22 protein-coding genes are annotated in these 21,538 nt (G+C 71.1%); 18 read left to right on the top strand and 4 right to left on the bottom strand.

Features of this window, described 5'->3' with window-relative positions; all coding sequences use genetic code 11:
- Positions 1–16: 16 nt before the first annotated feature.
- The gene (locus tag VGU03_RS15380; protein WP_327482023.1) at positions 17–1,429 is read left to right on the top strand and encodes a deoxyribodipyrimidine photo-lyase; all 1,413 of its coding nucleotides are present in this window, start codon (positions 17–19) and stop codon (positions 1,427–1,429) included.
- Between the two features lie 20 nt (positions 1,430–1,449).
- Here the strand turns inward: VGU03_RS15380 and VGU03_RS15375 are convergent, their stop codons facing one another.
- A complete protein-coding gene (locus tag VGU03_RS15375) occupies positions 1,450–2,124 on the bottom strand; it encodes a ChrR family anti-sigma-E factor (RefSeq protein WP_327482021.1) in 675 nt (224 codons plus the stop codon).
- Positions 2,121–2,750, bottom strand: a complete 630-nt coding sequence (locus tag VGU03_RS15370) for a sigma-70 family RNA polymerase sigma factor (protein ID WP_327482019.1) — start codon at positions 2,748–2,750, stop codon at positions 2,121–2,123. The genes VGU03_RS15375 and VGU03_RS15370 overlap by 4 nt, the downstream gene beginning before the upstream one ends.
- 147 nt (positions 2,751–2,897) lie before the next feature.
- On the opposite strand from VGU03_RS15370, the gene VGU03_RS15365 reads away from it, so the two are divergent.
- From VGU03_RS15365 to VGU03_RS15325, 9 genes are read left to right on the top strand one after another with little or no spacing between them, the layout of a single operon-like run.
- Positions 2,898–3,851, top strand: a complete 954-nt coding sequence (locus tag VGU03_RS15365) for an acyl-CoA desaturase (protein ID WP_327482017.1) — start codon at positions 2,898–2,900, stop codon at positions 3,849–3,851.
- A gap of 1 nt (position 3,852) precedes the next feature.
- On the top strand, positions 3,853–5,142 hold the full coding sequence (locus VGU03_RS15360; protein ID WP_327482015.1) for an NAD(P)/FAD-dependent oxidoreductase: 1,290 nt from the start codon (positions 3,853–3,855) through the stop codon (positions 5,140–5,142).
- Positions 5,139–5,915 carry a DUF1365 domain-containing protein gene (locus VGU03_RS15355; RefSeq protein WP_327482013.1) on the top strand — a complete coding sequence of 259 codons (777 nt, stop codon included), beginning with the start codon at positions 5,139–5,141 and terminating at the stop codon, positions 5,913–5,915. The genes VGU03_RS15360 and VGU03_RS15355 overlap by 4 nt, the downstream gene beginning before the upstream one ends.
- Positions 5,912–7,186 carry a cyclopropane-fatty-acyl-phospholipid synthase family protein gene (locus VGU03_RS15350; RefSeq protein WP_327482011.1) on the top strand — a complete coding sequence of 425 codons (1,275 nt, stop codon included), beginning with the start codon at positions 5,912–5,914 and terminating at the stop codon, positions 7,184–7,186. The genes VGU03_RS15355 and VGU03_RS15350 overlap by 4 nt, the downstream gene beginning before the upstream one ends.
- On the top strand, positions 7,183–7,716 hold the full coding sequence (locus VGU03_RS15345; RefSeq protein ID WP_327482009.1) for a DUF2878 domain-containing protein: 534 nt from the start codon (positions 7,183–7,185) through the stop codon (positions 7,714–7,716). Before VGU03_RS15350 ends, VGU03_RS15345 begins: the two co-directional genes overlap by 4 nt.
- Positions 7,713–8,504 carry a DUF1295 domain-containing protein gene (locus tag VGU03_RS15340; RefSeq protein WP_327482007.1) on the top strand — a complete coding sequence of 264 codons (792 nt, stop codon included), beginning with the start codon at positions 7,713–7,715 and terminating at the stop codon, positions 8,502–8,504. Before VGU03_RS15345 ends, VGU03_RS15340 begins: the two co-directional genes overlap by 4 nt.
- Complete coding sequence (locus tag VGU03_RS15335) at positions 8,501–9,583, top strand: cyclopropane-fatty-acyl-phospholipid synthase family protein (protein ID WP_327482005.1); 1,083 nt, start codon at positions 8,501–8,503, stop codon at positions 9,581–9,583. The genes VGU03_RS15340 and VGU03_RS15335 overlap by 4 nt, the downstream gene beginning before the upstream one ends.
- A gap of 11 nt (positions 9,584–9,594) precedes the next feature.
- Positions 9,595–10,167 carry a lipocalin family protein gene (locus tag VGU03_RS15330; protein ID WP_327482003.1) on the top strand — a complete coding sequence of 191 codons (573 nt, stop codon included), beginning with the start codon at positions 9,595–9,597 and terminating at the stop codon, positions 10,165–10,167.
- Positions 10,164–10,406, top strand: a complete 243-nt coding sequence (locus VGU03_RS15325) for a hypothetical protein (RefSeq protein ID WP_327482002.1) — start codon at positions 10,164–10,166, stop codon at positions 10,404–10,406. The genes VGU03_RS15330 and VGU03_RS15325 overlap by 4 nt, the downstream gene beginning before the upstream one ends.
- Positions 10,407–10,416: 10 nt before the next feature.
- Here the strand turns inward: VGU03_RS15325 and VGU03_RS15320 are convergent, their stop codons facing one another.
- Complete coding sequence (locus VGU03_RS15320) at positions 10,417–11,280, bottom strand: YicC/YloC family endoribonuclease (RefSeq protein ID WP_327482000.1); 864 nt, start codon at positions 11,278–11,280, stop codon at positions 10,417–10,419.
- A 79-nt stretch (positions 11,281–11,359) separates the two neighbouring features.
- On the opposite strand from VGU03_RS15320, the gene rph reads away from it, so the two are divergent.
- The 8 genes from rph to pepQ all read left to right on the top strand — a co-directional run bounded on the left by rph (position 11,360) and on the right by pepQ (position 20,481).
- On the top strand, positions 11,360–12,082 hold the full coding sequence (gene rph, locus VGU03_RS15315; protein ID WP_327481998.1) for a ribonuclease PH: 723 nt from the start codon (positions 11,360–11,362) through the stop codon (positions 12,080–12,082).
- Between the two features lies 1 nt (position 12,083).
- On the top strand, positions 12,084–12,674 hold the full coding sequence (gene rdgB / locus VGU03_RS15310; protein ID WP_327481996.1) for an RdgB/HAM1 family non-canonical purine NTP pyrophosphatase: 591 nt from the start codon (positions 12,084–12,086) through the stop codon (positions 12,672–12,674).
- 7 nt (positions 12,675–12,681) lie between these two features.
- A complete protein-coding gene (gene hemW / locus VGU03_RS15305; RefSeq protein ID WP_327481994.1) occupies positions 12,682–13,845 on the top strand; it encodes a radical SAM family heme chaperone HemW in 1,164 nt (387 codons plus the stop codon).
- A gap of 25 nt (positions 13,846–13,870) precedes the next feature.
- Positions 13,871–16,195, top strand: coding sequence for a DUF1631 family protein (locus tag VGU03_RS15300; protein WP_327481992.1), 2,325 nt, complete (start codon positions 13,871–13,873; stop codon positions 16,193–16,195).
- Positions 16,192–16,539, top strand: a complete 348-nt coding sequence (locus VGU03_RS15295) for a PilZ domain-containing protein (protein ID WP_327481990.1) — start codon at positions 16,192–16,194, stop codon at positions 16,537–16,539. The genes VGU03_RS15300 and VGU03_RS15295 overlap by 4 nt, the downstream gene beginning before the upstream one ends.
- A gap of 69 nt (positions 16,540–16,608) precedes the next feature.
- Positions 16,609–18,717 (top strand): DUF1631 family protein, encoded by a 2,109-nt coding sequence (locus tag VGU03_RS15290; protein ID WP_327481988.1) that lies wholly within the window; start codon positions 16,609–16,611, stop codon positions 18,715–18,717.
- Complete coding sequence (locus VGU03_RS15285; RefSeq protein ID WP_327481986.1) at positions 18,717–19,061, top strand: PilZ domain-containing protein; 345 nt, start codon at positions 18,717–18,719, stop codon at positions 19,059–19,061. The genes VGU03_RS15290 and VGU03_RS15285 overlap by 1 nt, the downstream gene beginning before the upstream one ends.
- A 97-nt stretch (positions 19,062–19,158) precedes the next feature.
- Positions 19,159–20,481 carry a Xaa-Pro dipeptidase gene (gene pepQ / locus VGU03_RS15280; RefSeq protein WP_327481984.1) on the top strand — a complete coding sequence of 441 codons (1,323 nt, stop codon included), beginning with the start codon at positions 19,159–19,161 and terminating at the stop codon, positions 20,479–20,481.
- A gap of 45 nt (positions 20,482–20,526) precedes the next feature.
- Here pepQ and cydB read toward each other — a convergent pair whose 3' ends face one another.
- Complete coding sequence (gene cydB, locus VGU03_RS15275) at positions 20,527–21,537, bottom strand: cytochrome d ubiquinol oxidase subunit II (RefSeq protein ID WP_327481983.1); 1,011 nt, start codon at positions 21,535–21,537, stop codon at positions 20,527–20,529.
- Position 21,538: the final 1 nt, after the last annotated feature.

Raw genomic sequence — 21,538 nt, 5'->3', positions numbered from 1 at the left:
CTGCCGACCACCTCGCATGAGCACTGCCCTGGTACTTTTCCGACGGGACCTGCGCCTGGCCGACCACCCTGCGCTGGCGGCTGCCTGCGCGGCCCACTCGGAAGTGCTGCCGGTCTACGTGCACGACCCCGCAGAGGACACGCGATGGGCCCCTGGCGCGGCCAGCCGCTGGTGGCTGCACCACAGCCTCCGGGCACTGCAGGGTGGGCTCGCCGCACAGGGCGGACAGCTTCATGTGGCCAGGGGCGACAGCTTGGCCACGTTGCGCCGGCTGGCCGCCGCATGCGGTGCCGGTACGATCTACTGGAGCCGCCGCTACGAGCCTGCGGCCATTGCGCAGGACAGCCGGCTGAAGGCCGCGCTTCGCGCCGCAGGCCTGGCGGTGGAAAGCCATCCGGGCAACCTGTGGCGCGAGCCCTGGCAAGTGGCCACGGCACAGGACTCGCCCTACCGGGTATTCACCCCTTACTGGCGCAAGCTGCGCCAGCAACTGCTGCCGCTGGCGCCCCTGCCCGCGGCACGCGCGCATGCATGGGTTTCGCTTCCCGGCAGCCTGCCGCTGGAGGAACTGGGCCTGCTGCCGGCCCATCCCTGGGCCGCCGGCCTGGCGGACGCATGGCTTCCCGGCGAAGCCGGCGCGCTGGAGCAACTGGAATTGTTCGGCGACGACGCGCTGGCCGACTATGCGCATGGCCGCGACCTGCCCGCGCGCCACGGTACCTCGAGGTTGTCGCCGCACCTGCACTTCGGAGAGATCACCCCTAGGCAGATCCACCACGCATTGCACCGGCGCGCCGCCAGCGCGGGCGCGGACGCGCCAGGCCTGGAGCCGTACCTGCGCGAACTCGGTTGGCGCGAGTTCGCCCATCACCTGCTCTATCACTTCCCGCACACCCCCGAGTCGCCGTTCGACCGGCGCTTCGACCGGTTCGACTGGCGCGAGGATCCGGCCGCCCTCGCACTCTGGCAGCGAGGCCGCACCGGCGTGCCGCTGGTGGACGCCGGCATGCGCGAGCTGTGGCGCACGGGCTGGATGCACAACCGGGTGCGCATGGTGGTCGCCAGCTTTCTCACCAAGAACCTGCGCCAGCACTGGCGCCACGGCGCACGCTGGTTCTGGGACACGCTGGTGGACGCGGACCTGGCCAACAACACGCTCGGCTGGCAGTGGACCGCCGGCTGCGGAGCCGACGCAGCGCCATTCTTCCGCGTGTTCAATCCCTGCACTCAGGCGGCCCGATTCGATCCGCAGGCGACGTACCTGAAGCGCTGGCTGCCGGAACTGGCCGACCTGCCCGCGCGACTGCTGCACGAACCGTGGCGCGACCCGTCCGCGCTGGCCGCCCGCGGCTACCCGTCACCGATGGTCGACCTCGCAAGCTCGCGCGAGGAGGCGCTCGCCGCCTGGCAGGGAATCGCGCGGGCCTGAGGCATCGCTAGGAGGCGCGATTACAAGCCGACCAGCGGTTGCAGCCTGCGCGCGAACCAGCCGGGGAAACGCAACGGCGCATCCAGTGCCGCCACGCAGATGCATGGCAAGCCGACGGCCGTCACCGGCTGGTGCGTCACCTCGCTGTCCAGGTCGGCGACGTCGCCCGGGCCGAAATGGCCAAGCACGTCGTTATAGGCGCCGCGCAGGACCTGGGTCAGCTCGCTGCGGCCGTGGCTGTGCAGCGGCATGCTCTTGCCCGGTGCGATCCTGAGCATGAACAGCTGCCCGCCACTGACGACCCGGCTGCGGATGCAGTGCACGCCCGGCGCCATCCAGCGCCACTTGAGCGTGCCGAAGGAGCGTCCGAAATACGTATGCAGCGGCGCGGGCAGAGAGTCCGGGTCCGCTACGGTGGGAGCTGGCGCCGGCGCTGCCTGGGCGGGGATCGCGGGGCTCTCGTCCAGCCGCTCGATCATCTGCGCCCGCAACTGGTCCCGGCGCGCGGCGCCGGCCGCGTCCGGCTGCTGCTGTTCGACCAGCACGCCACCGATCCGTTCGGCATCGCGCACCTGTGCACGGCAATGGTCGCAACCCGCCAGGTGGGTCGCGACCACCACCGCCATCGCTTCGGACAGGGCGCCGGCGGCATAGGCCACCACCGTGGCCGGATCCAGATGGTGCGCGGGCATCATGCGGCACCTCGCACGTCGGCCTGCAACTTCAGGAAGGCCCGGCGCAAGCCGGATTTGACCGTGCCCAGCGGCATGTCCAGCTCCTGGGCGATCTCGTGGTGGGATTTTGCTTCGAAGTAGGACATGCGGACGAGCCGGGCCTGGGTGGCGGGAAGCCTGTCGATGCAGGCCTTGATCCGGATGTGTTCGACGTAGGCTTCGGCCGAGGATGCGGCGCGCCCGTCGTGGTCGGCCTCCTCGGCTTCCAGCGCATCCTGCACCAGCATCCAGCCGGCTTCCTTGCGCACCCTGTCGATATGCAGGTTGCGGGCGATGCGGAACAGCCAGGTGGACACGCGGCTGAGCGAGGGATCGTAGGATGCCGCCCGCTGCCACAACCTGAGCAGGGTCTCCTGCGCCAGTTCCTCGGCGATCGCCGTGGTCGAGCCCATGCCTCTCAGATAGAGGCATACGCGCGGCATGAAGTGGTCGTAGATGCGCATGAAGCTGGCGCGGTCGCGCCGCTGCGCGACCGCGACCATCTCGGTCGACCAGTCGTGTCCATCGTTCGCTGGCAGTTTGGAAGTCGACACGATGCGTATCGCCTCGAAAGGCGAACATGTTCCGCCGGTGGATTCGGGTTTCATCGTAAGCCAATTCCCGCGGCCCCATACGGCCACTCGACACGCTTACGCGCGAGCGGCCCGGTTGGATGCATGACGACGCGGTGCCGGCGATGCATCCGTTTGCCGGCTCGACACGTAATGACGTCAGAGCCAACCCGGACCACCTCCATGCCGACCCGTTCCCTCACCGCCGCCCGCCCGCCGAGCCGCCTCGGCGCCAGCCTGCGCCTATGGTTCGACGCCGGCGCACCCGCACCGGCGGATGAATCGACGGCGGACCGCATCGACTGGTTGCGCGCGGTGCCGTTCGCGCTGATCCACCTCGGCTGCCTCGCCGCGATCTGGACTGGCGTGTCGCTGACGGCCGTGCTTACCGCCAGCGCACTGTACGCCGTGCGCATGTTCGCGCTCACCGGGTTTTATCACCGCTATTTCTCGCATCGGACCTTCCGCACTTCGCGCGGCGTGCAGTTCGCCTTCGCCTTGATCGGTGCGGCCTGCGTGCAGCGTGGGCCGCTCTGGTGGTCGGCCCATCATCGGCACCACCACCGCCATGCGGACACGGCGCTCGATCCGCATTCGCCCAGCGTGCGCGGTTTCCTGTGGAGCCACATGGGCTGGTTCCTCACCCCGCGCGCGTTCGCCACCGACTTCAAGCGGGTGCCGGACCTGGCGCGCTTCCCCGAGTTGAGGCTGCTGGACCGCTTCGACACGCTGGTGCCGGCGATGCTGGTGCTGGCGCTCTACGGCTTCGGCGCATGGCTCGGACACACCGCGCCGCACCTGCACACCAGCGGCATGCAGATGGTGGTGTGGGGCTTCTTCGTCTCCACCGTGGCGCTGTTCCACGCCACGGTGACGATCAACTCGCTCGCCCATCGCTTCGGCTCGCGCCGGTTCCCCACGCGCGACCAGAGCCGCAACAACCTGTGGCTGGCGCTGCTGACCTTCGGCGAGGGCTGGCACAACAACCACCACTTCTTCCCCGGCAGCGCGCGGCAGGGTTTCCGCTGGTGGGAGATCGACCTGACCTGGTACGGCCTGAAGCTGATGGCGCTGCTGGGGCTGGTCCACGACCTCAAGCCGGTGCCCGCGCGGGTGCTGGCGCGGGCGGAGCGCTGACATGCGCATCGCGGTGATCGGCTCGGGCATCGCGGGGCTGGGCTCGGCCTGGCTGCTGTCACGCCACCACGAGGTGGTGCTGTTCGAGGCCAACGCCTACCTGGGCGGGCATACCCACACGCACGACGTGCAGCTGCGCGGGCAGCGCCATGCGGTGGACACCGGCTTCATCGTGCACAACCCGCGGCACTACCCGCTCCTGACGATGCTGTTGGGGGAGCTGGGGATCGCGTCACAGCCGACCACGATGAGCTTCTCGGTGCAACACGAGGCGAGCGGGCGCGAATACAACGCGGCCACGCTCGACACCCTTTTCTGCCAGCGGCGCAACCTGTTTTCGCCGCGCTTCCTGGGGATGGTGCGCGACATCATGCGCTTCTACCGGGAGGCGCCGGCGTTGCTCGACGCGCGCGGTGACGACCCCACGCTGGGCGAGTACCTCGAGGCGCACGGCTACGGCGCCGCCTTCCGCGACGAGCACCTGGTGCCGATGGCCTCGGCGCTGTGGTCCTCGCCCCCCGCGCAGATCCTCGCCTTCCCCGCGCGCTATCTGGTGCAGTTCATGGCCAACCACCAGATGCTGCAGGTGGCCGACCGGCCGCAATGGCGCGTGGTCAAGGGCGGTTCGGCCAGCTACGTGGAGGCCCTGCGCCGTCGCTGGCGCGTGCAGGAGCGACTGGCCTGCCCGGTCTTTTCCATCGTCCGCGACGCGCTGGGCGTGAGCGTGCGCAGTACGGCCGGCAGCGAACGCTTCGACCAGGTCGTGCTGGCCTGCCACAGCGACCAGGCGCTTGCGCTGCTCGCCGACGCCAGTGGGCGGGAGCGCGCCATCCTGGGCGCGATGCCCTACCAGGCCAACGAGGTGGTGCTGCACACCGACCGCCGGCTGCTGCCGCGCCATCCCAAGGCATGGGCCGCCTGGAACGCATTCGTGCCGCGCGAGCCGGAAGCGCCTTGCACGGTCAGCTATTGCATGAATCTGCTGCAGGGCATCGATTCCCCCGAGCCGCTGGTGGTCACGCTCAACCGCACGCATGCGATCGACCCGGCACGGGTGTTGCGCCAATTGCAGTACCACCATCCGGTGTACACGCGCGACGCGGTGGTCGCACAGCGGCGCAAAGCCGAGATCCAGGGTGTGAACCGAACCTGGTTCGCGGGTGCCTACTGGGGCTGGGGCTTCCACGAGGACGGCCTGCGCAGCGCGGTCGAGGTGGCGGCCGCCTTCGGCATCGAGTGGCAGCGAGGCGCCGCGCGCCCGCCGCGGCGGCTGGTCGCCGGCGCCGCATGAGCGCAACGCTCGCCAGCGCCATCTACGAGGGGACCGTGCGCCACCGCCGGCTGGCGCCGCATGCGCATGCTTTCCGGTACCGCATGGCCCAGCTCTACCTGGACCTGGACGAGCTCGACCGCGTGTTCGCCGGACGCTGGCTGTGGTCGGTGGACCGGCGCAACCTGGCCCAGTTCCGCCGCGACGACTACCTCGCGCCCGCGGCATTGCCGCTGGCCGACGCGGTACGCGCGCGTGTCGCCGAGGCGACCGGCCAGCGGCCGGACGGTCCGATCCGCCTGCTCACCCACCTGCGCTACGCCGGCTACGCGTTCAATCCCGTCAGCTTCTACTACTGCTTCGCAGCCGACGGCCGCACGCTCGAGTGCATCCTGGCCGAGATCACCAACACGCCGTGGAAGGAGCGCCACGCCTACGTGCTGCCGGTGGGCGGCGCCCAGCGGCGCGGCCGCGTCCTCGCCTGGTCGTTCCCCAAGACCTTCCACGTCTCGCCGTTCATGGCGTTGGCGCGCGACTACGACTGGCGCTTCACCACCCCCGGCGACGACCTGCTCGTGCACATGGATGTGCTGCGCGGGGGCAAGCGCGAGTTCGATGCCTCGCTGGCCCTGCGGCGGCTGCCGCTGACCGGCGCCACGCTGGCGCGGGTGCTGTGGCGCTACCCGCTGATGACCGCCCAGGTGATCGGCGCGATCCACTGGCAAGCCCTGCGCCTGTGGCTCAAGCGCAACCCCGTCCACGACCATCCTGCCGCTTCCCGAGGTACGCCATGAGTGCTGTCCCGCGCGACACATCGGTTCCCTTTCCGGGCGCCGTCGACCGCCTGCTGCGCAACCGTCTGCTCGCCCGTCTGGGCGGCCTTCGCCACGGCCGCCTGCGCGTGCACGACGCGCTGGGCACGACCGAGCTGGGTCCGGTCGGGGGCCCGCTGCCCACGATCGACATCGAGGTGCTCGATCCGGCCTTCTACCGCGCGCTGGCGCGGCGGGGCAGCGTCGGCGCAGGGGAGGCGTTCATGGCCGGACTGTGGCGCTGCCGTGCCACGGGCCTGGACGAGGCGGCCGCGCTGGTGCTGCTGGTGCGTCTGCTGGTGCGCAACCGCGACCTGCTCGATGGCATGGAAACCGGGCTGGCGCGCCTGGGCGGCGCTGCGATGCGCGGGTGGCACGCGCTGCGCCGCAACACCCGTGGCGGCAGCCGGCGCAACATCGCCGCGCACTACGACCTGGGCAACGACTTTTTCAGCCTGTTCCTGTCCGCCGACCTGATGTACTCCTCGGCGCTGTGGGACGGCCCCGCCGACACGCTGGAGGCGGCCTCGACCCGCAAGCTCGAGGCGATCTGCCGGCAGCTGGCGCTGCAGCCGGGCGACCGCGTGATCGAGATCGGCACCGGCTGGGGCGGCTTCGCACTGCACGCGGCGCGGCACCACGGCTGCCACGTCACCACCGCCACCATCTCGCGCGAGCAGTACGCGCTGGCCAGGGCGCGCGTGGCGGCGGCGGGCCTGGACGACCGCATCGACGTGCAGCTTGCCGACTACCGCGAGCTGCGCGGCCAGTACGACAAGCTCGTCTCCATCGAGATGGTCGAGGCGGTGGGCGCACCGTACCTGGAAGCCTACTTCGCGCAACTGGGCCGGCTGCTCAAGCCGGAGGGGCTCGCGCTGGTGCAGGCGATCACCATCGAGGACCACCGCTACGCCCAGGCGCTGGCTTCGGTGGACTTCATCAAGCGCCACGTCTTTCCGGGCAGCTTCATCCCGTCGATCCACGCGCTGCTTGCGGCCAAGACGCGCGCCAGCGACCTGGGCCTGGTCGCACTGCGCGATTTCGGCGACTCCTACGCGCGAACCCTGGAGGCCTGGCGCGAGCGCTTCATCGCCCGCTTGCCGGCCGTGCGCGCGCAGGGCTTCGACGAGCGCTTCATCCGGATGTGGACCTTTTACCTGGCCTATTGCGAGGGCGGTTTCCGCGAGCGCTCGATCGGCGTGGCGCACCTGCTGCTGGCCAGGCCGGGCTGGCGGGGCACGGTGGCTGCGTGACTCCCTGGATCACTCTGGCCGCCTACGAGCTGGCCTGGCTGGTCGCGATCGAAGGCGCCGGTCGCGGCCATGCCTGGCCGGGCGTGCTCGCGGTCGCGCTGTTCGCCGCGTGGCGCCTCGCCACCTCACGCACGCGCCTGGTGGACCTGCGCCTGGCCGCAACGGCGCTGGTGCTCGGCTTGGCACTGGAAACCCTCTGGACCGGCAGCGGCTTGCTGCGCTACGCCGCGCCCTGGCCCGGCGCGACCGCACCGGCGTGGCTGCTGGCGCTGTGGGTGGCCTTCGCCCTGACCATCGTGCCGCTGTTCCGCTACCTGCACGCGCGGCCGTGGCTGTCCGCCGTGCTGGGCGCGATCGGCGGGCCGCTGGCCTACCTTGGCGCGGCGCGCGGCTGGCATGCCCTGGTGCTGGCGACGCCAGTGTGGCGTCCGCTGCTGGCGATCGCGCTGGGCTGGGCGGTGGCCACGCCGCTACTCACGTCGCTGGCGCGGCACTGGCTGCTGCAGCTGCCCCGGCAGGCCCACGCATGAGCCCGTGGCTGGCCCTGCTGCTGGCGTGGCTGCTTGCCGCGACCATGATGGCCGCCGGCTGGTGGTGGCAGCAGCGCAGGCGCAATGCCGGCATCGTGGACGTGCTGTGGTCCGCGGGATTGGCCTGCAGCGCCTTGCTGCTGGCCGCACTGGGACGCGGCGCGCCGGTTCCGCGGCTGTGCCTGGCCGTGCTCGGCGGCGCGTGGGGCGCGCGCCTGGCCTGGCATCTGTGGCGTCGCGTGCGCGGCGGGGACGAGGACGGCCGCTATCGGCAACTGCGGGCGCACTGGGGCGACGGTGCGCTGCGCTGGTGGCTGTTCTTCCAGGCGCAGGCCGCGCTGGTCGTCCTTTTCGCGCTGCCGTTCCTCGCCGTGGCCGGAAACCCGGATACGCGGCCGGGCTGGCTGCTGGCCGGCGTGCTGATCTGGCTGCTCGGGGTCGGCGGCGAGGCGCTCGCCGACGCGCAACTGGCGCTCTTTCGCGCCGATCCGGCGAACCTCGGGAGAACCTGCCGCGACGGCCTGTGGCGCTATTCGCGCCATCCCAACTACTTCTTCGAATGGCTGCATTGGTTCGCCTATGTGGCGCTTGCCCGCGGCGCGCCACACGCCTGGCTGGCCTGGCTCGGCCCGGTACTGATGTTCGCCTTCCTGCGCTGGCTGAGCGGCATCCCCTGGACCGAGGCCCAGGCCCTGCGCAACCGCGGCGAGGACTACCTCGCCTATCAACGAAGCACGCCCATGTTCTTCCCCTGGTTCCCCAGGCACCCTACGAGGAGCGGTTCATGACGACCATCACGCTGGATTCCGCCGAGCTCTCGGCCGACCGACCCGCCCCCGGGCTGCTCGGCCTGGCCGAACGCGGCCTGCTCCCCGATGCGTTGCTGCGCCTGGGCATCCGCCGGCTCTGCGCGCAGCGGCTGGCCGAGGAACGCGCCGGCGGCCCAGAGCAGGTCGCCGGGCGCTACGCCCGCCGCCTCGAGGCACTGCGCCAGAGCCCGGTCGCGCTTCACACCGACGCGGCCAACGCCCAGCACTACGAGCTGCCGGCGGCGTTCTTCGAGCATTGCCTGGGGCCGCGCCTGAAGTACTCGTGCTGCTACTACCCGCGCGGCGACGAAACCTTGGCCGAGGCCGAGGAGGCGATGCTCGCGCTGTACGGCGAGCGGGCGGAACTGGCCGATGGCCAGGACATCCTCGAGCTCGGCTGCGGCTGGGGCTCGCTCACGCTGTGGATGGCCGAGCATTACCCGCGCGCCAACATCCTGGCCGTCTCCAACTCGAACGGCCAGCGCCGGCACATCGAAGCTCAATGCCGCGCCCGCGGCCTGGCCAACGTGCGCGTGATGACCGCCGACGCCAACACGCTCGCCCTCGACGCCGACCGCTTCGACCGCTGCGTGTCGGTGGAGATGTTCGAGCACATGCGCAATTACGACATGCTGCTCGGGCGCATCGCGCAGTGGCTGCGTCCCGGCGGCAAGCTGTTCGTGCACGTATTCGCGCACCGCACGCTCATGTACCCGTTCGAAACGCAGGGCCAGGACAACTGGCTCGGCCGGCACTTCTTCACCGGCGGGTTGATGCCCGCGGCCGATACGCTCCTGTGGTTCCAGCGCGACCTGGCGATCGAGCAGCGCTGGCTGGTCGACGGCCGCCATTACCAGCGCACCGCCGATCAATGGCTGGCGCGCCAGGACGCCGCGCGCGAGGCAGTGCTCGCCGAACTGACGACCGCCTACGGCCCGCACGCGCGGCTGTGGTTCCAGCGCTGGCGGATGTTCTGGATGGCCTGCGCGGAACTGTTCGGCCATGCCGGCGGCCGCGAGTGGCTGGTCGCCCACTACCGCTTCGCGCGTGGCGCCTGAAGGAGCCTGCCATGACCACGGGCCGTTTCGTCTCGCTTTGCCTGTCCATGCTGCTCGCCGCCGGTTGCGCCAGCGCCCGATCGCCGATCCCGCCGGTGCCGGTGCCTGACCTGCCCCGCTTCATGGGGCGCTGGTACGTGATCGCGTCCATTCCGACCCGCTACGAGCGCGGCGGGCACAATCCGGTGGAAACCTACAGCCTCGATCCGGACGGCACGATCTGCACCTGGTTCCGCATGCGGCCAGAAGGGTTCGACGCGCCGGTGAAACTGCTTCATTCCAGCGCCAGCGTGGTGCAGGGCACGGGCAACGGACAATGGCGCGTGCACCTGTTCGCGTTCCTGAGCGCGCAGTACGTGGTCGGCTGGCTGAAGCCGGACTACAGCCAGGTGATGGTCGTGCGCGATGCACGCGACTACCTCTGGTACATGGCGCGCACGCCGCAGGTGGGCGCGGCGGACTACCAGGCGATGCTCGATCGCGCAGCGGCGATGGGCTACGACGTGACCAGGATCGCCAAGGCACCGCAACATTGGCCCGAGACAGGGGCCGGCAGCCAGACCTTCGCCGGGGCCTGCCCTTGAAATATCCGCTCGCCCCGATGGCGTGGGCGATGTCGGTGGTCGAATGGCTGTCCCATGCGGGGTCTTCGGTTCCGTCGACGGCGAGATTTCCCGGCCGCTATCCGACCTTGACCGTCGCGGCCGGCCAGGCCTTCGCCATTCGTTTGCAGTGGTTCGGGCTGGCGCGGGCCGGCACGCCTCGTCAGCCTGCTTTTTCCACCCTGATGGCCCTTCGGCATCAGACGAGTTTGGTCCCTTGAGCGCGAGGCCTCACTCGATGTTCTGCACCTGCTCGCGCATCTGCTCGATCAGCACCTTCAGTTCCACCGCCGCATTCGTGCTGCGCGCATCGACCGACTTGGAGCCGAGCGTGTTGGCTTCGCGATTGAACTCCTGCATCAGGAAGTCCAGCCGGCGGCCGACGGGTTCCTTCAGGCCCAGCACGCGGCGGGTTTCGGCGACGTGCGTGGTCAGCCGGTCGAGCTCCTCGTCGACGTCGCTGCGGGTGACCTGCAGCACCAGTTCCTGTTCCAGCCGCCCGGGATCGGCCGGCTGCTTGAGGTCGGCCAGGCGCGTTTCGAGGCGGGCGCGCAGGGCGGAGCGGATCTCCGGCATCCATGCGCGCACCTGCGCGACGATGCGCTCGATGGCATCGAGCTTGTCGCGCAGGATCGTTTCCAGCTGCGCGCCTTCGCGCTCGCGGGTGGCGGCCAGTGCATCGAGTGCGCGGTCGAGCACGTCGAAGAGCGCGGCCTGCAGTGCCTCCGGGTCGGTTTCGGCCTGGCGGAGCACGCCGGGGAAGCGCAGCAGTTCGGTCAGCTGCACCTGCATGCCGGGAAAGCGCCCGGCCAGTTCGCGGTTCAAGTTGGCGAGCCGGCCGAGCGTCACCTCGTCGACCTGCAGCGATTCGCCGCGCGCATCCGGACCGCGCAACCGCACGGTCAGGTCCACCTTGCCGCGGGAGAGGCGCCCAGCGACGCGCTCGCGCAACGCCGGCTCGAAGACACGCAGCTCCTCGGGCAGGCGCGGGCTCAGCTCCAGGTAGCGGTGGTTGACCGTGCGCAGCTCGCAGCTGAGCGCGCCTGCGGGGCCCTGGGTCTCGGCACTGGCGTAGGCCGTCATGCTGCGGATCATGCGTGGAGCCTCGGCGGTCGGGCGGCAAAGGCGGCAATGGTAAACTCTCGCGCCCCGCCTTGCCCAACCGAGAACCGCCATGACCCGACCGAGCGGCCGCGCCAGCGACCAGCTTCGCCCGGTGACGCTGCAGCGTCACTACACCCGCCATGCCGAGGGCTCGGTGCTGGTGAGCTTCGGCGACACCCGCGTACTGTGCACCGCCAGCATCGAGGACCGCGTGCCGCCGTGGTTGCGCGGCAAGGGCGAGGGCTGGGTCACTGCCGAGTACGGCATGCTGCCGCGCGCCACCGGCACGCGCACCCAGCGCGAGGCCGCGCGCGGCGCGCAGGGCGGCCGCACGCTGGAGATCCAGCGGCTGATCGGCCGCTCGCTGCGCGCCTGCGTCAACCGCCAGGCGCTGGGCGAGCGTGTCATCACGTTGGACTGCGACGTGATCCAAGCCGACGGCGGCACGCGCACCGCGGCGATCACCGGAGCCTACGTGGCGCTGGTCGACGCGGTGCACTTCCTGATGCAGCGCGAGAACTTGAAGCGCAGCCCGATCGTCGGCGCGGTCGCGGCCGTGTCGGTGGGCATCTACCAGGGCGAGCCGGTGCTGGACCTGGACTACGCCGAGGATTCGGCCTGCGACACCGACATGAACGTGGTGATGAACGACGGCGGCGGCTTCATCGAGGTGCAGGGCACCGCCGAGGGCCACGCGTTCCGCCGCATCGAGATGGACGCCATGCTGGTGCTGGCCGAAAAGGGCATCGCCGAACTGGTCGCCGCACAGCGCGCGGCGCTGGCGGAGGGCTGACATGCGGCGCCTGGTCCTGGCCAGCGGCAACCGCGGCAAGCTCGCCGAGTTCGAGCACCTGCTGGCCGACAGCGGCTTCGAAGTGGTGACCCAGGGCAGCCTGGGCGTGCTCGACATCGAGGAAACCGGCACCACGTTCGTCGAGAACGCGCTGCTCAAGGCGCGCCACGCCGCGCGGATCACCCGGCTGCCGGCGCTGGCGGACGACTCGGGCCTGTGCGTGGAGCAGCTCGATGGCGCGCCGGGTCTCTATTCGGCGCGCTACGCAGGCACCCACGGCGACGCTGCGGCCAATCGCACCAAACTGCTGCGCGCGCTCGAAGGCGTGCCCGCCGAGAAGCGCGGCGCGTTCTTCATCTGCGTACTGGTGCTGCTGCGCCATGCCGACGACCCGGCGCCGCTGATCGCCGAAGGCCGCTGGCACGGCCGCGTGCTGGAGGCCGAACGCGGCGGCGGCGGTTTCGGCTACGACCCATTGTTCCTGCCCGATGGCCAGTCGCTGTCGGCGGCCGAGCTCGAGCCTGGGCTCAAGAACCGCCTGAGCCATCGCGGCCAGGCGCTGGCGCGGCTGCACGCCCGGCTCGGTTCCTAGCGCCGCCATGCCGCTGATCGCACCACCGCTGGCGCTGTACGTGCACATGCCCTGGTGCGTGAAGAAATGCCCGTACTGCGATTTCAACTCGCACGGCCTGCGCGGCGAGCCGCCCTATGCCACGTACATCGACACGCTGCTGGCCGACCTCGACGCCGACCTGGCCGATTTCGGCGACGCGGCGGATGGCCGGCCGATCGTCAGCGTGTTCTTCGGCGGCGGCACACCCAGCCTGTTCGCGCCCGAGCACGTCGCGCGGTTCCTCGAGGGCGCCCGCATGCGGCTGCCGTTCGCCGAGGACTGCGAAATCACGCTGGAAACCAATCCTGGCACGGTCGAGCACGGCCGCTTCGACGGCTACCTCGCGGCGGGCGTCAACCGGCTGTCCTTCGGCATCCAGAGCTTCGAGGACGACAAGCTCAAGCGGCTGGGGCGCATCCACTCGGCCGCCGAGGCCGAGGCCGCGGTGAAATCGGCGCAGGACGCCGGCTACGCCAACCTCAACCTGGACCTGATGTACGCACTGCCGCAGCAGTCGCTCGCAGGCGCCCTGGCCGACGTGGAGCGCGCCATCGCGCTCGCCCCCACCCATATCTCGCACTACCAGCTCACCCTGGAACCCAACACCGCCTTCGCCGCCAACCCGCCGCCGCTGCCGGACGACGACCATGCCTGGGCGATGCAGGAGGCCTGCGAGGCCCGCCTGGCCGAGGCCGGCTACGGCCAGTACGAGATCTCCGCCTACGCCCGGCCGCAGCGGCGCTGCCGGCACAACCTCAATTACTGGGAATTCGGGGACTACCTGGGCATCGGCGCCGGCGCCCACGGCAAGCTCACCGACGCGGCCGCCGGCACCGTGCGCCGGCGCTGGAAGAGCCGCCACCCGCGCAGCTACCTGGAGGCGGCCGGTGGCGCCGCGCGCATCGGCGGTGACGGCGCGGTGGCGCCGGGCGAACTGCCGTTCGAATACATGCTCAACGCGCTGCGCCTGCACGAAGGCGTGCCGCTGCGGACGTTTACCGAGCGGACCGGCCTGCCGCCGGAGCGCATCGCGCCCGCCCTCGCCCGGGCCTGCGCTCGAGACTGGCTGCGGCCGGACCCGGACCGGCTGCAGCCGACCCCGCTGGGCCAACGCTTTCTCAATGACCTGATCGGGCTGTTCCTGGACTGAAGATCGGCCTATGGCGGACAGGTCCATGGCCGCCTACACTACCGATCGTCAAAAATCCGAGAACTGCGTCATGGATGTCGAGCAAAGGCAGTACCAGGCGCCCAGCCCCGGATCGGACGACCGGGCCACCTTGCACTCCCTGCCCATGCGTGTCCAGCGCCTGGTGGCCGATCTGCGCGGGCTGTGCAGCAAACGCCTCGAGCCGGCGGTGCTGGACGCACTGGACGCACTGGACCAGGCCCTCTACCAGCAGGCCGAGCGCTCCCGCAGCCACCTCGACCAGCAGCGCTGCTTCGACAGCCGCGCGATGGCCCGGCTGCAGCGGGCAAACTTCCTGCGGAAGGTCTCCGACCACCTCGCCGAGAGCTTCGCGCGGCTGGGCGACGAGCATGAAGCGGCAGATCCCTTCGCAGCCGCCCCGTCGCTGAGCCTGCTGGGCCGCGAGGAGCACGAACTCAACGCAGCGCTGGAGCAGCTGACCTCCCGCGGTGAAGCGCACACCGGCCCGGTGCTGGCCGAACTTTCCTACCGCATGGCCGTGCTCGTCGGCGCGCCGCCGCTGGAGGGCGACGCCTTGCCGGCATCGCCGCAGAACCTGGCCGCCGCCGTGCGCCGCGCACTGCCCTCGCTGGAGATGCCATCCGAGCACCAGCTGCTGCTGGTGCAGGCGCTCGAGCGCAAGCTGACGCCCGTACTGGCCCCGCTGTACGAGGCGGTCAATGCCCACCTGCTGGCCGGCGGCATCCTGCCCCACCTGCGCGCCTTCGCCGGTGCGCGGCCAGCCCACGCGCCACCCGCGCCTCCCTCGATCAAGGCCCCTGCTCCGGCCGCCGAAACGGCTGCCGCATCGCCCGCCGCCACCAGCCACGAGCCGATCGCGGTGCTGGAGACACTGCGCGATCTGCTGGCACGCCAGCGCCCGGGCGAGATGCACGCCGCCAGCGGCCCGGCCGCCACGCCCGCCGAACTGGAGATCGCCCTGGGCGCGCTGCAACGGCACTTGGTCCAGGTCACCGGCCGCGCCACCCGCGAGTTGCGCAGCGCACAGCGTCTGCGCGAAGAACTGCTGACCCAGCTGAACGCCGGCAAGCCCGCGGGCGCCCCGCGCACCGCACTCACCTCGGAGCAGGAGGACACAGTGGAACTGGTCGCCCGCCTGTTCGAGCAGCTCGGCCAGCAGCTCCAGCACGGGCCGGGCGCCGGCGCCGTGTTCGGCGAACTGCAGGTGCCGATCCTGCGCATGGCGATGGCTGACCGCTCCTTCTTCGAGCAGGCCGAGCATCCCGCGCGCCACCTGCTGGGCACGCTGGCCGAGGCCAGCAACGACTGGGGCGACGGCGCCGACATCGACCCGGACCTGGCCACGCAACTGAATCGCCTGGTGGCCCGTGCGCAGCGCGAGCCGCCCAGCGCCGGGCTGTACACCAGCCTGCTGGCGGACATTCGCCACCACCTGGCCCAGCTCAGCCGCAAGGCGCAGGTCACGGAGCGGCGCCAGGTGGAAGCGATGCAGGGCCGCGAACGCCTGCACCAGGCGCGCCAACGGGCCACCGAAGTGCTGGCGGCGCGCTTTGCCGAAGCCACGCCGCGCGGCCTGCTGCGCGCCCTGCTCGACCGCGCCTGGTCGGACGTGCTGGCGCTGGCGCTGTTGCGCCACGGCGAGGACAGCGAGGCGTTCGCCGAACGGCTGCGCCTGACCGACCAGCTGCTCGGCCGCCTGCCGGTGGACGATCCGCCTGGCCTGCGCCTGGCTGTGGAAGACCACCTGCAGCAGATCGGCATGCAGGCCGAGGAGGCCGAGCAGGTGGCGCAGCGGCTGATCGGCGGCGAGCCCGGTGCGGCGCGAATGCCCGAGCCCGCCCCGCCAGCCGCGCCCGCCGGCGCCAGTGCGGACATGCCCGCGCTGGCCGCCTACGCGCTGGCCGCCGAACCACCCAGCGCCACCGACCTGGCCCTGCGCCTGAAGCAGCGCCAGCGGCTGGGCGAGCAGCGCGGACAGGAACCGCAGCCGGCCGCCGCCGCGCCAGCGCCCGAACCGCCGCTCGGTCCGCAGGAGGCGCGCATCCACAACCGCCTGCGGCAACTGCCTTTCGGCAGCTGGTTCGAATTCGTCGACCCGCAAACCGGCTCCGCCTCGCGGCGCAAGCTCGCCTGGTTCTCGCCGCTGACCGGCAACACCCTGTTCGTCAACCGGCGCGGCCAGCGCGTGGCGGAGATGAATCTGCGCGAGCTGGCGGCGGCGATCGCCGCCGGCCATGTGCGCGAGCGGGCGGAGGCGAAGGAGGGCTTGTTCGACCGTGCCTGGCGTGCCCTGACCGGCAGCCTGCTGCGTCCGCCAGCGCGCGCATGACCGCCCAGGTCATCTCGCTGGAACAACGCCGCGCGCCACGCAAGCGCGCGGCCGTCTCGCCGCTGGTCACCGACGCGATCAGCGCGCGGCCGCTGGGCCACCTCTGCAATGTCTCGGCCAGCGGCGTCCTGCTGGTCGGTCCGGACCGCCCGCGCAGCGAAGCGGTATTCCAGGTCCGCCTGCCGCTGGCCGGCGGCCCCCAGGGCACCACCGCCATCGAGCTGGGCCTGCAGGAACAGTGGCACCAGGCGGCCAACGCCGACCAGGTCTGGGTCGGCTACCGCATCATCGCGATCGCGCCGCAGGATGCGCTCACCCTCGTGCAGTGGCTGCAGCGCGCCTGAACCGTCCACGGTGACGCGCCTGCGTCATCGGCATAGACTTCCCGGCATCGCGGATTGGCAAGGCTTCCCATGGATGTCGAACAACCGGGGCGGCATCGCTCGATCACGGACGCCGCGCCAGCGCACTGGCCGGCTAAGACTCGCCGGCTGATCGACGAAACCCGCCAGCTCTGCCGCGAGTGGTTGCCCGGCCCGTTGCGGCAGTGCCTGGCCGATTTCGATCGCGCGCTGCACGAGCGATCGGCCCACGCCCGCAGCCATCTGGACCAGCAACGCTATCAGGCCACCCGGCAGCGCCTGGTGCAGGATCGCCAGGCGTTCGAAGAACGCTTCATCGACTGCATCGACCAGGGCCTGGTGCGGATGGGCGCACCGGCAGCCGCCAAGGCGCCCGCCGCGGGCCTGACCCTGAGCCTGCTCGATCCGCTCGAGCACGAGCTGACCGCCGCACTGGACCAGTTGGTCGCCCGCAGCGCCGCCCGCGGCGGCCCGCTGCTGGTGGAGCTGGGCTACCGGCTGGCGGTGCTCGTCGGCATCCCGCCGCTGGAGGGCGAGGCGATGCCGCTGGGGCCGCAGGCAATGGTCAAGGCCTTCCGCGATTCCAGCGCGGCGCTGGGGCTGCCGGCCGAGCACCACCTGCTGTTGCTGCAGGCGGTGGAAGGCAAGCTGATCCAGGGCCTGACGCCACTGCACGAGGTGATCAACGGCCACCTCGCGGCTGCCGGCATCCTGCCGCGGCTGCGGCCCTTCCCGCTGCCGCGTACGCCACGGCAACCGCGCCGCCAGCGCCCGCTGCCGGCAGCGCCGGCTCCCGAGGCCGCACCGGCGGCGCCATCCGGCAGCGACCTGCGCGAACTGCTGTCGCGCCAGCGCGGGCCGCGCCCGGTGGACGCGCATGCCCGCTTCGCCGGCGCGGAGGAACTGCAGGCCGCGCTGGCTGCCCTGCAAGCCTCCCGCCACGCGGATCCGGGCTTGCTTCGGCATGCCCAGCGCCTGCACGAAAGGCTGGTGGACCAGCTCAACGCCGGGCAGCCCATCGAAGCCGTGCCGATCCTGCCCGGACCGCAGGCCGACGACGCACTGGTGCTGGTCGTACGCCTGTTCGACATCCTGCGCCGGCCGCTGCCGCCGGCGGCGCATGCGTTGCTCGACCGCGCGCAACTGCCGCTCCTGCGCGCTGCGATTGCCGATGGCGGCTTCTTCGACCGCCGCGAACACCCCGCGCGCCTGCTGCTCGACCAGTTGCTCGCCGCCGCCCGCGACTGGCTGGACGAGGACGACGTCGGCCTGCTGGCCGCGCTCGAACCCCTGCTCGAGCGCCTCGAGCGCGAGCCGCCCGCGCCAACGCTGTACGCGGAACTCGGCACCGAGCTGGAACGCCTGCTCGCGCAATGGCAGCGCAAGGCACAGGCGGCCGAGCGCCGTCAGGTCGAGGCGATGCAGGGCCGCGAACGTCTGGAACAGGCGCGCCAGCGGGCCGGCGAACTGCTCGCCGGGCTGATCGCCAAGGCACCGCCCGGCGCCGCCCTGCGCGCCCTGCTCGAACACGCCTGGTCCGACGTGCTTGCGCTTACCCTGTTGCGCCATGGCGAACAGAGCGAAACCTTCGCGCGCCGCCTGGTGATCACCGACCAACTGCTCGGCCGCCTGCCGCCCGGCAACCTGGGCACCCTGCAGGCGGAGGTCGAGGCCGGGCTGCAGCAGATCGGCATGCGCGGCGAAGAGGCCACTCACGTCGCCCAGCGGCTGATCGGTGCGGGCGCGGTGCTGCACGATGCCGATGCGCCGGACGCCACAGGCGTGGCCATGCGCCTCAGGCAGCGCGGCGCGCCCGACGCGCCCATCGGAACCGCGCCGGCCGTACTCTCGGCGGAAGCCTTGCGCCTGCACCAGCGCCTGGGCCAGCACGCCGGCGCGTGGTTCGAGTTCACCGAGCCCGACGGGCGGCGGGTGCGCCGCAAGCTGGCCTGGTATTCCACCCGCGCGGCGCGCGGACTGCTGGTCACCCGCCAGGGCCAGCGCGCCGAGGAGATCAGCCTGTCCGAACTGGCCCAGGCGATAACCACCGGTAAAGTCCGCGAGATCCCGGCCGTTAACGAGAGCGACCTGGACCGCGCCTGGCGCATGCTGGCCGACAGCCTGCGCCAGCCCGGCCCGATACCCGGAGCCCGTTCGTGATGCCCGACCCGCAGGAAAGCCGCCGCGCCCAGCGCAAGCCGGTCAACATCGCCGCCGAAGTGATCGATGCGATCAGCGGCCGGCGCATGGGCCAGCTGGGCAACCTGTCGGCCGGCGGCATGCTGCTGATCGGCCATGAGGCACCGCGCAGCGAGGCGATCTACCAGCTGCGCCTGCCGCTGCCCGGCCTGGGCGCGACGCCGCCGATGATCGAAGTGGGCGTACAGGAGCAGTGGCACGAGGAGGCCGCCACACCCGGCCAGGTCTGGGCCGGCTACCGCATCATCGCCATCGGCGAAGAGGAAACGGCCCAGTTGCAGCGCTGGCTGGACACGCACGGCTGAAGCGGCCCACGCGGGTAGCCCTGCGCCCGCCGCCGCGCGATCATGACGGACTCCCCACCGGCAGCGCCCGCGCCTGCCGCCCGATGAAGGAAGCCGCATGACCGCCCAGCTCGCCCCGCTCTACGCCCGACACCTGGCTACCGTGCGCAAGCGCACCGACGAGGCGCTCGCCCTGGGTGGCTTCGACCGGCTGCTGATCGCCGCAGGCGCACCGCTCAACAAGTTCCTCGACGACCAGGACTTCCCCTTCGTCGCCAACCCGCACTTCCGCCATTGGCTGCCGCTGACCGACGCGCCTGGCAGCTGGATCGTCTACGCGCCGGGCGCGAAGCCCACCCTGCTGTTCGTGCAGCCACGCGACTACTGGCACGTGGTGCCGGCCGCGCCCAGCGGCTACTGGGTCGACCAGTTCGACATCCGGGTCGTGCGCAGCGCCGCCGAGGCGGTCGCGGCGCTGCCCAAGAGCGGCCGCAATGCGGTGATCGGCCCGGCCTGCCCTTCCATCGAGGGCGTCGAGGCGAACAACCCGCAGCCGGTGCTGGACTATCTGCACTGGCACCGCTCCTACAAGACGCCCTACGAACTGGCGCTGATGCGCGAGGCCAGCCGCATCGGCGCACGCGCGCACCGCGCCGCCGAGCGGGCCTTCCGCGGCGGCCACAGCGAGTTCGGCATCCACCTGGCCTATCTCGCCGCCGCGCGGCAGATCGACGCGGAGCTCCCCTACGCCAGCATCGTGGGCCTCAACGAGCACGGCGCGGTGCTGCACTACACGAACTTCGACCGCCAGCCGCCGCCGGCGCATCGGTCACTCCTGATCGACGCGGGCGCCAGCTGTGCCGGCTACGCCAGCGACATCACGCGCACCTACGCCGGCGCCGACGAGAGCGAGTTCCAGGCGCTGATCGACAGCGTCGATGCGGCCCAGCGCGGCTTCGCCGACCAGGTGCGCGCCGGGCAGAGCTACCCGCAGCTGCACATCCACGCCCACCACGTGCTCGCCGACGTGCTGCGCGAACACGGCTTCATCCGCATGAACGCCGAGGATGCCGTCGCCAGCGGCGTGACCTCCGCGTTCTTCCCGCACGGCCTGGGCCACCCTATCGGCGCGCAGGTGCACGACGTGGCCGGCTTCCAGCAGAGCGAGCGAGGCGGCACCATCGCCCGCCCCGAAGGCCACCCCTACCTGCGCATGACGCGCGTGCTGGAGCCGGGGATGGTGGTCACCATCGAGCCGGGCCTGTACTTCATCGACATGCTGCTGGACGAGCTTCGGGCCAACCCGGCGGCGAAGGACGTCGACTGGGCGCGCGTCGATGCCTTCCGCCCCTACGGCGGCATCCGCATCGAGGACGACGTGGCGTGTACCGACGGCGCGCCGGAGAACCTTACCCGCGACGCCTTCGCGCAACTGGCCTGAGCCTCCACTCCCTCCCCCGGCTGCCCCGGGGGAGCGGGAGACAAACTAGTGATAGCCCTCGCCGGCCAGCACCTTGCCGCGGAACACGCGGTACGAATAGACCGTATAGGCCAGCACGGCGGGGATCAGCACGGCCGCACCGACCAGCACGAAGCCTTGTGAGGAAGGCGGCGAGGCGGCCTCCCAGATGGTCATGTCGGGCGGCACGATGTTCGGCCACATGCCCACCACCAGGCCGATGAAGCCCAGCGCGAAGAAGCACAGCGCGAGCACGAACGGCTGCACCTCGCGGTTCTTCAGCACCGCGCGCCACAGCAGCGCCGCATTGAGCACGGTCAGGATCGGCACCGGCGAGAGGTAGAGCAGATGGGCGCCGGTGAACCAGCGCTCCATCAGCTTCGAATCCAGGAACGGCAGCCATGCGCTGACCATCAGCATGAAGGCGATCACCGCCAGCATCAGCGGGCGGGTGAGATCGAAGGCGATGCGCTGCAGCCGCCCCTGGGTCTTCAAGACCAGCCAGGCCGCGCCCAGCAGCGCATAGCCGAATACCACCGCGACGCCGGTCATCACCGCGAACGGGCTGAACCAGCCGAACGCGCCGTGCACGTACTTGCCGCCGGTCAGCGGCATGCCCTCGACCAGCGCGCCCAGGATCAGGCCCTGCGCGAAGGCGGTGAGCAGCGAGCCCACACTGAAGGCCACACCCCACAGCCAGCGCGAGGTGTGCGCCTTGAAGCGGAACTCGAACGCCACGCCGCGGAAGATCAGCGCGATCAGCATCACCAGGATCGGCAGGTACAGCGCCGACAGCACCACGGCATAGGCCTTAGGGAAGGTCGCCATCAGCCCGGCGCCGCCGAGCACCAGCCAGGTCTCGTTGCCGTCCCAGATCGGCGCGGCGGTGTTCATCATGTGGTCGCGCTGGTGCTCGTCATCGGCGAACGGCAGCAGGATCCCCAGACCCAGCACGAAGCCGTCCAGCAGCACGTACATCATCACCGCGAAGCCGATGATGAAATACCAGACCACGGGGAGCACGGTTGCCCAGTCCATG

It is taken from the genome of Frateuria sp., from assembly GCF_035944355.1.
Taxonomy (GTDB): Bacteria; Pseudomonadota; Gammaproteobacteria; order Xanthomonadales; family Rhodanobacteraceae; genus Frateuria_A.
The sequence above is the reverse complement of the archived record's forward strand: the minus strand, read 5'-3'. Positions and strand labels throughout refer to the sequence as shown.

What these genes read in the sequence shown, in the direction of transcription:
- VGU03_RS15380 (WP_327482023.1), top strand. Translation starts at nt 17, where the DNA reads ATGAGCACTGCCCTGGTACTTTTCCGACGGGACCTGCGCCTGGCCGAC.
- VGU03_RS15375 (WP_327482021.1), bottom strand. Translation starts at nt 2,124, where the DNA reads ATGATGCCCGCGCACCATCTGGATCCGGCCACGGTGGTGGCCTATGCC.
- VGU03_RS15370 (WP_327482019.1), bottom strand. Translation starts at nt 2,750, where the DNA reads ATGAAACCCGAATCCACCGGCGGAACATGTTCGCCTTTCGAGGCGATA.
- VGU03_RS15365 (WP_327482017.1), top strand. Translation starts at nt 2,898, where the DNA reads ATGCCGACCCGTTCCCTCACCGCCGCCCGCCCGCCGAGCCGCCTCGGC.
- VGU03_RS15360 (WP_327482015.1), top strand. Translation starts at nt 3,853, where the DNA reads ATGCGCATCGCGGTGATCGGCTCGGGCATCGCGGGGCTGGGCTCGGCC.
- VGU03_RS15355 (WP_327482013.1), top strand. Translation starts at nt 5,139, where the DNA reads ATGAGCGCAACGCTCGCCAGCGCCATCTACGAGGGGACCGTGCGCCAC.
- VGU03_RS15350 (WP_327482011.1), top strand. Translation starts at nt 5,912, where the DNA reads ATGAGTGCTGTCCCGCGCGACACATCGGTTCCCTTTCCGGGCGCCGTC.
- VGU03_RS15340 (WP_327482007.1), top strand. Translation starts at nt 7,713, where the DNA reads ATGAGCCCGTGGCTGGCCCTGCTGCTGGCGTGGCTGCTTGCCGCGACC.
- VGU03_RS15335 (WP_327482005.1), top strand. Translation starts at nt 8,501, where the DNA reads ATGACGACCATCACGCTGGATTCCGCCGAGCTCTCGGCCGACCGACCC.
- VGU03_RS15330 (WP_327482003.1), top strand. Translation starts at nt 9,595, where the DNA reads ATGACCACGGGCCGTTTCGTCTCGCTTTGCCTGTCCATGCTGCTCGCC.
- VGU03_RS15320 (WP_327482000.1), bottom strand. Translation starts at nt 11,280, where the DNA reads ATGATCCGCAGCATGACGGCCTACGCCAGTGCCGAGACCCAGGGCCCC.
- rph (WP_327481998.1), top strand. Translation starts at nt 11,360, where the DNA reads ATGACCCGACCGAGCGGCCGCGCCAGCGACCAGCTTCGCCCGGTGACG.
- rdgB (WP_327481996.1), top strand. Translation starts at nt 12,084, where the DNA reads ATGCGGCGCCTGGTCCTGGCCAGCGGCAACCGCGGCAAGCTCGCCGAG.
- hemW (WP_327481994.1), top strand. Translation starts at nt 12,682, where the DNA reads ATGCCGCTGATCGCACCACCGCTGGCGCTGTACGTGCACATGCCCTGG.
- VGU03_RS15300 (WP_327481992.1), top strand. Translation starts at nt 13,871, where the DNA reads ATGGCCGCCTACACTACCGATCGTCAAAAATCCGAGAACTGCGTCATG.
- VGU03_RS15295 (WP_327481990.1), top strand. Translation starts at nt 16,192, where the DNA reads ATGACCGCCCAGGTCATCTCGCTGGAACAACGCCGCGCGCCACGCAAG.
- VGU03_RS15290 (WP_327481988.1), top strand. Translation starts at nt 16,609, where the DNA reads ATGGATGTCGAACAACCGGGGCGGCATCGCTCGATCACGGACGCCGCG.
- VGU03_RS15285 (WP_327481986.1), top strand. Translation starts at nt 18,717, where the DNA reads ATGCCCGACCCGCAGGAAAGCCGCCGCGCCCAGCGCAAGCCGGTCAAC.
- pepQ (WP_327481984.1), top strand. Translation starts at nt 19,159, where the DNA reads ATGACCGCCCAGCTCGCCCCGCTCTACGCCCGACACCTGGCTACCGTG.
- cydB (WP_327481983.1), bottom strand. Translation starts at nt 21,537, where the DNA reads ATGGACTGGGCAACCGTGCTCCCCGTGGTCTGGTATTTCATCATCGGC.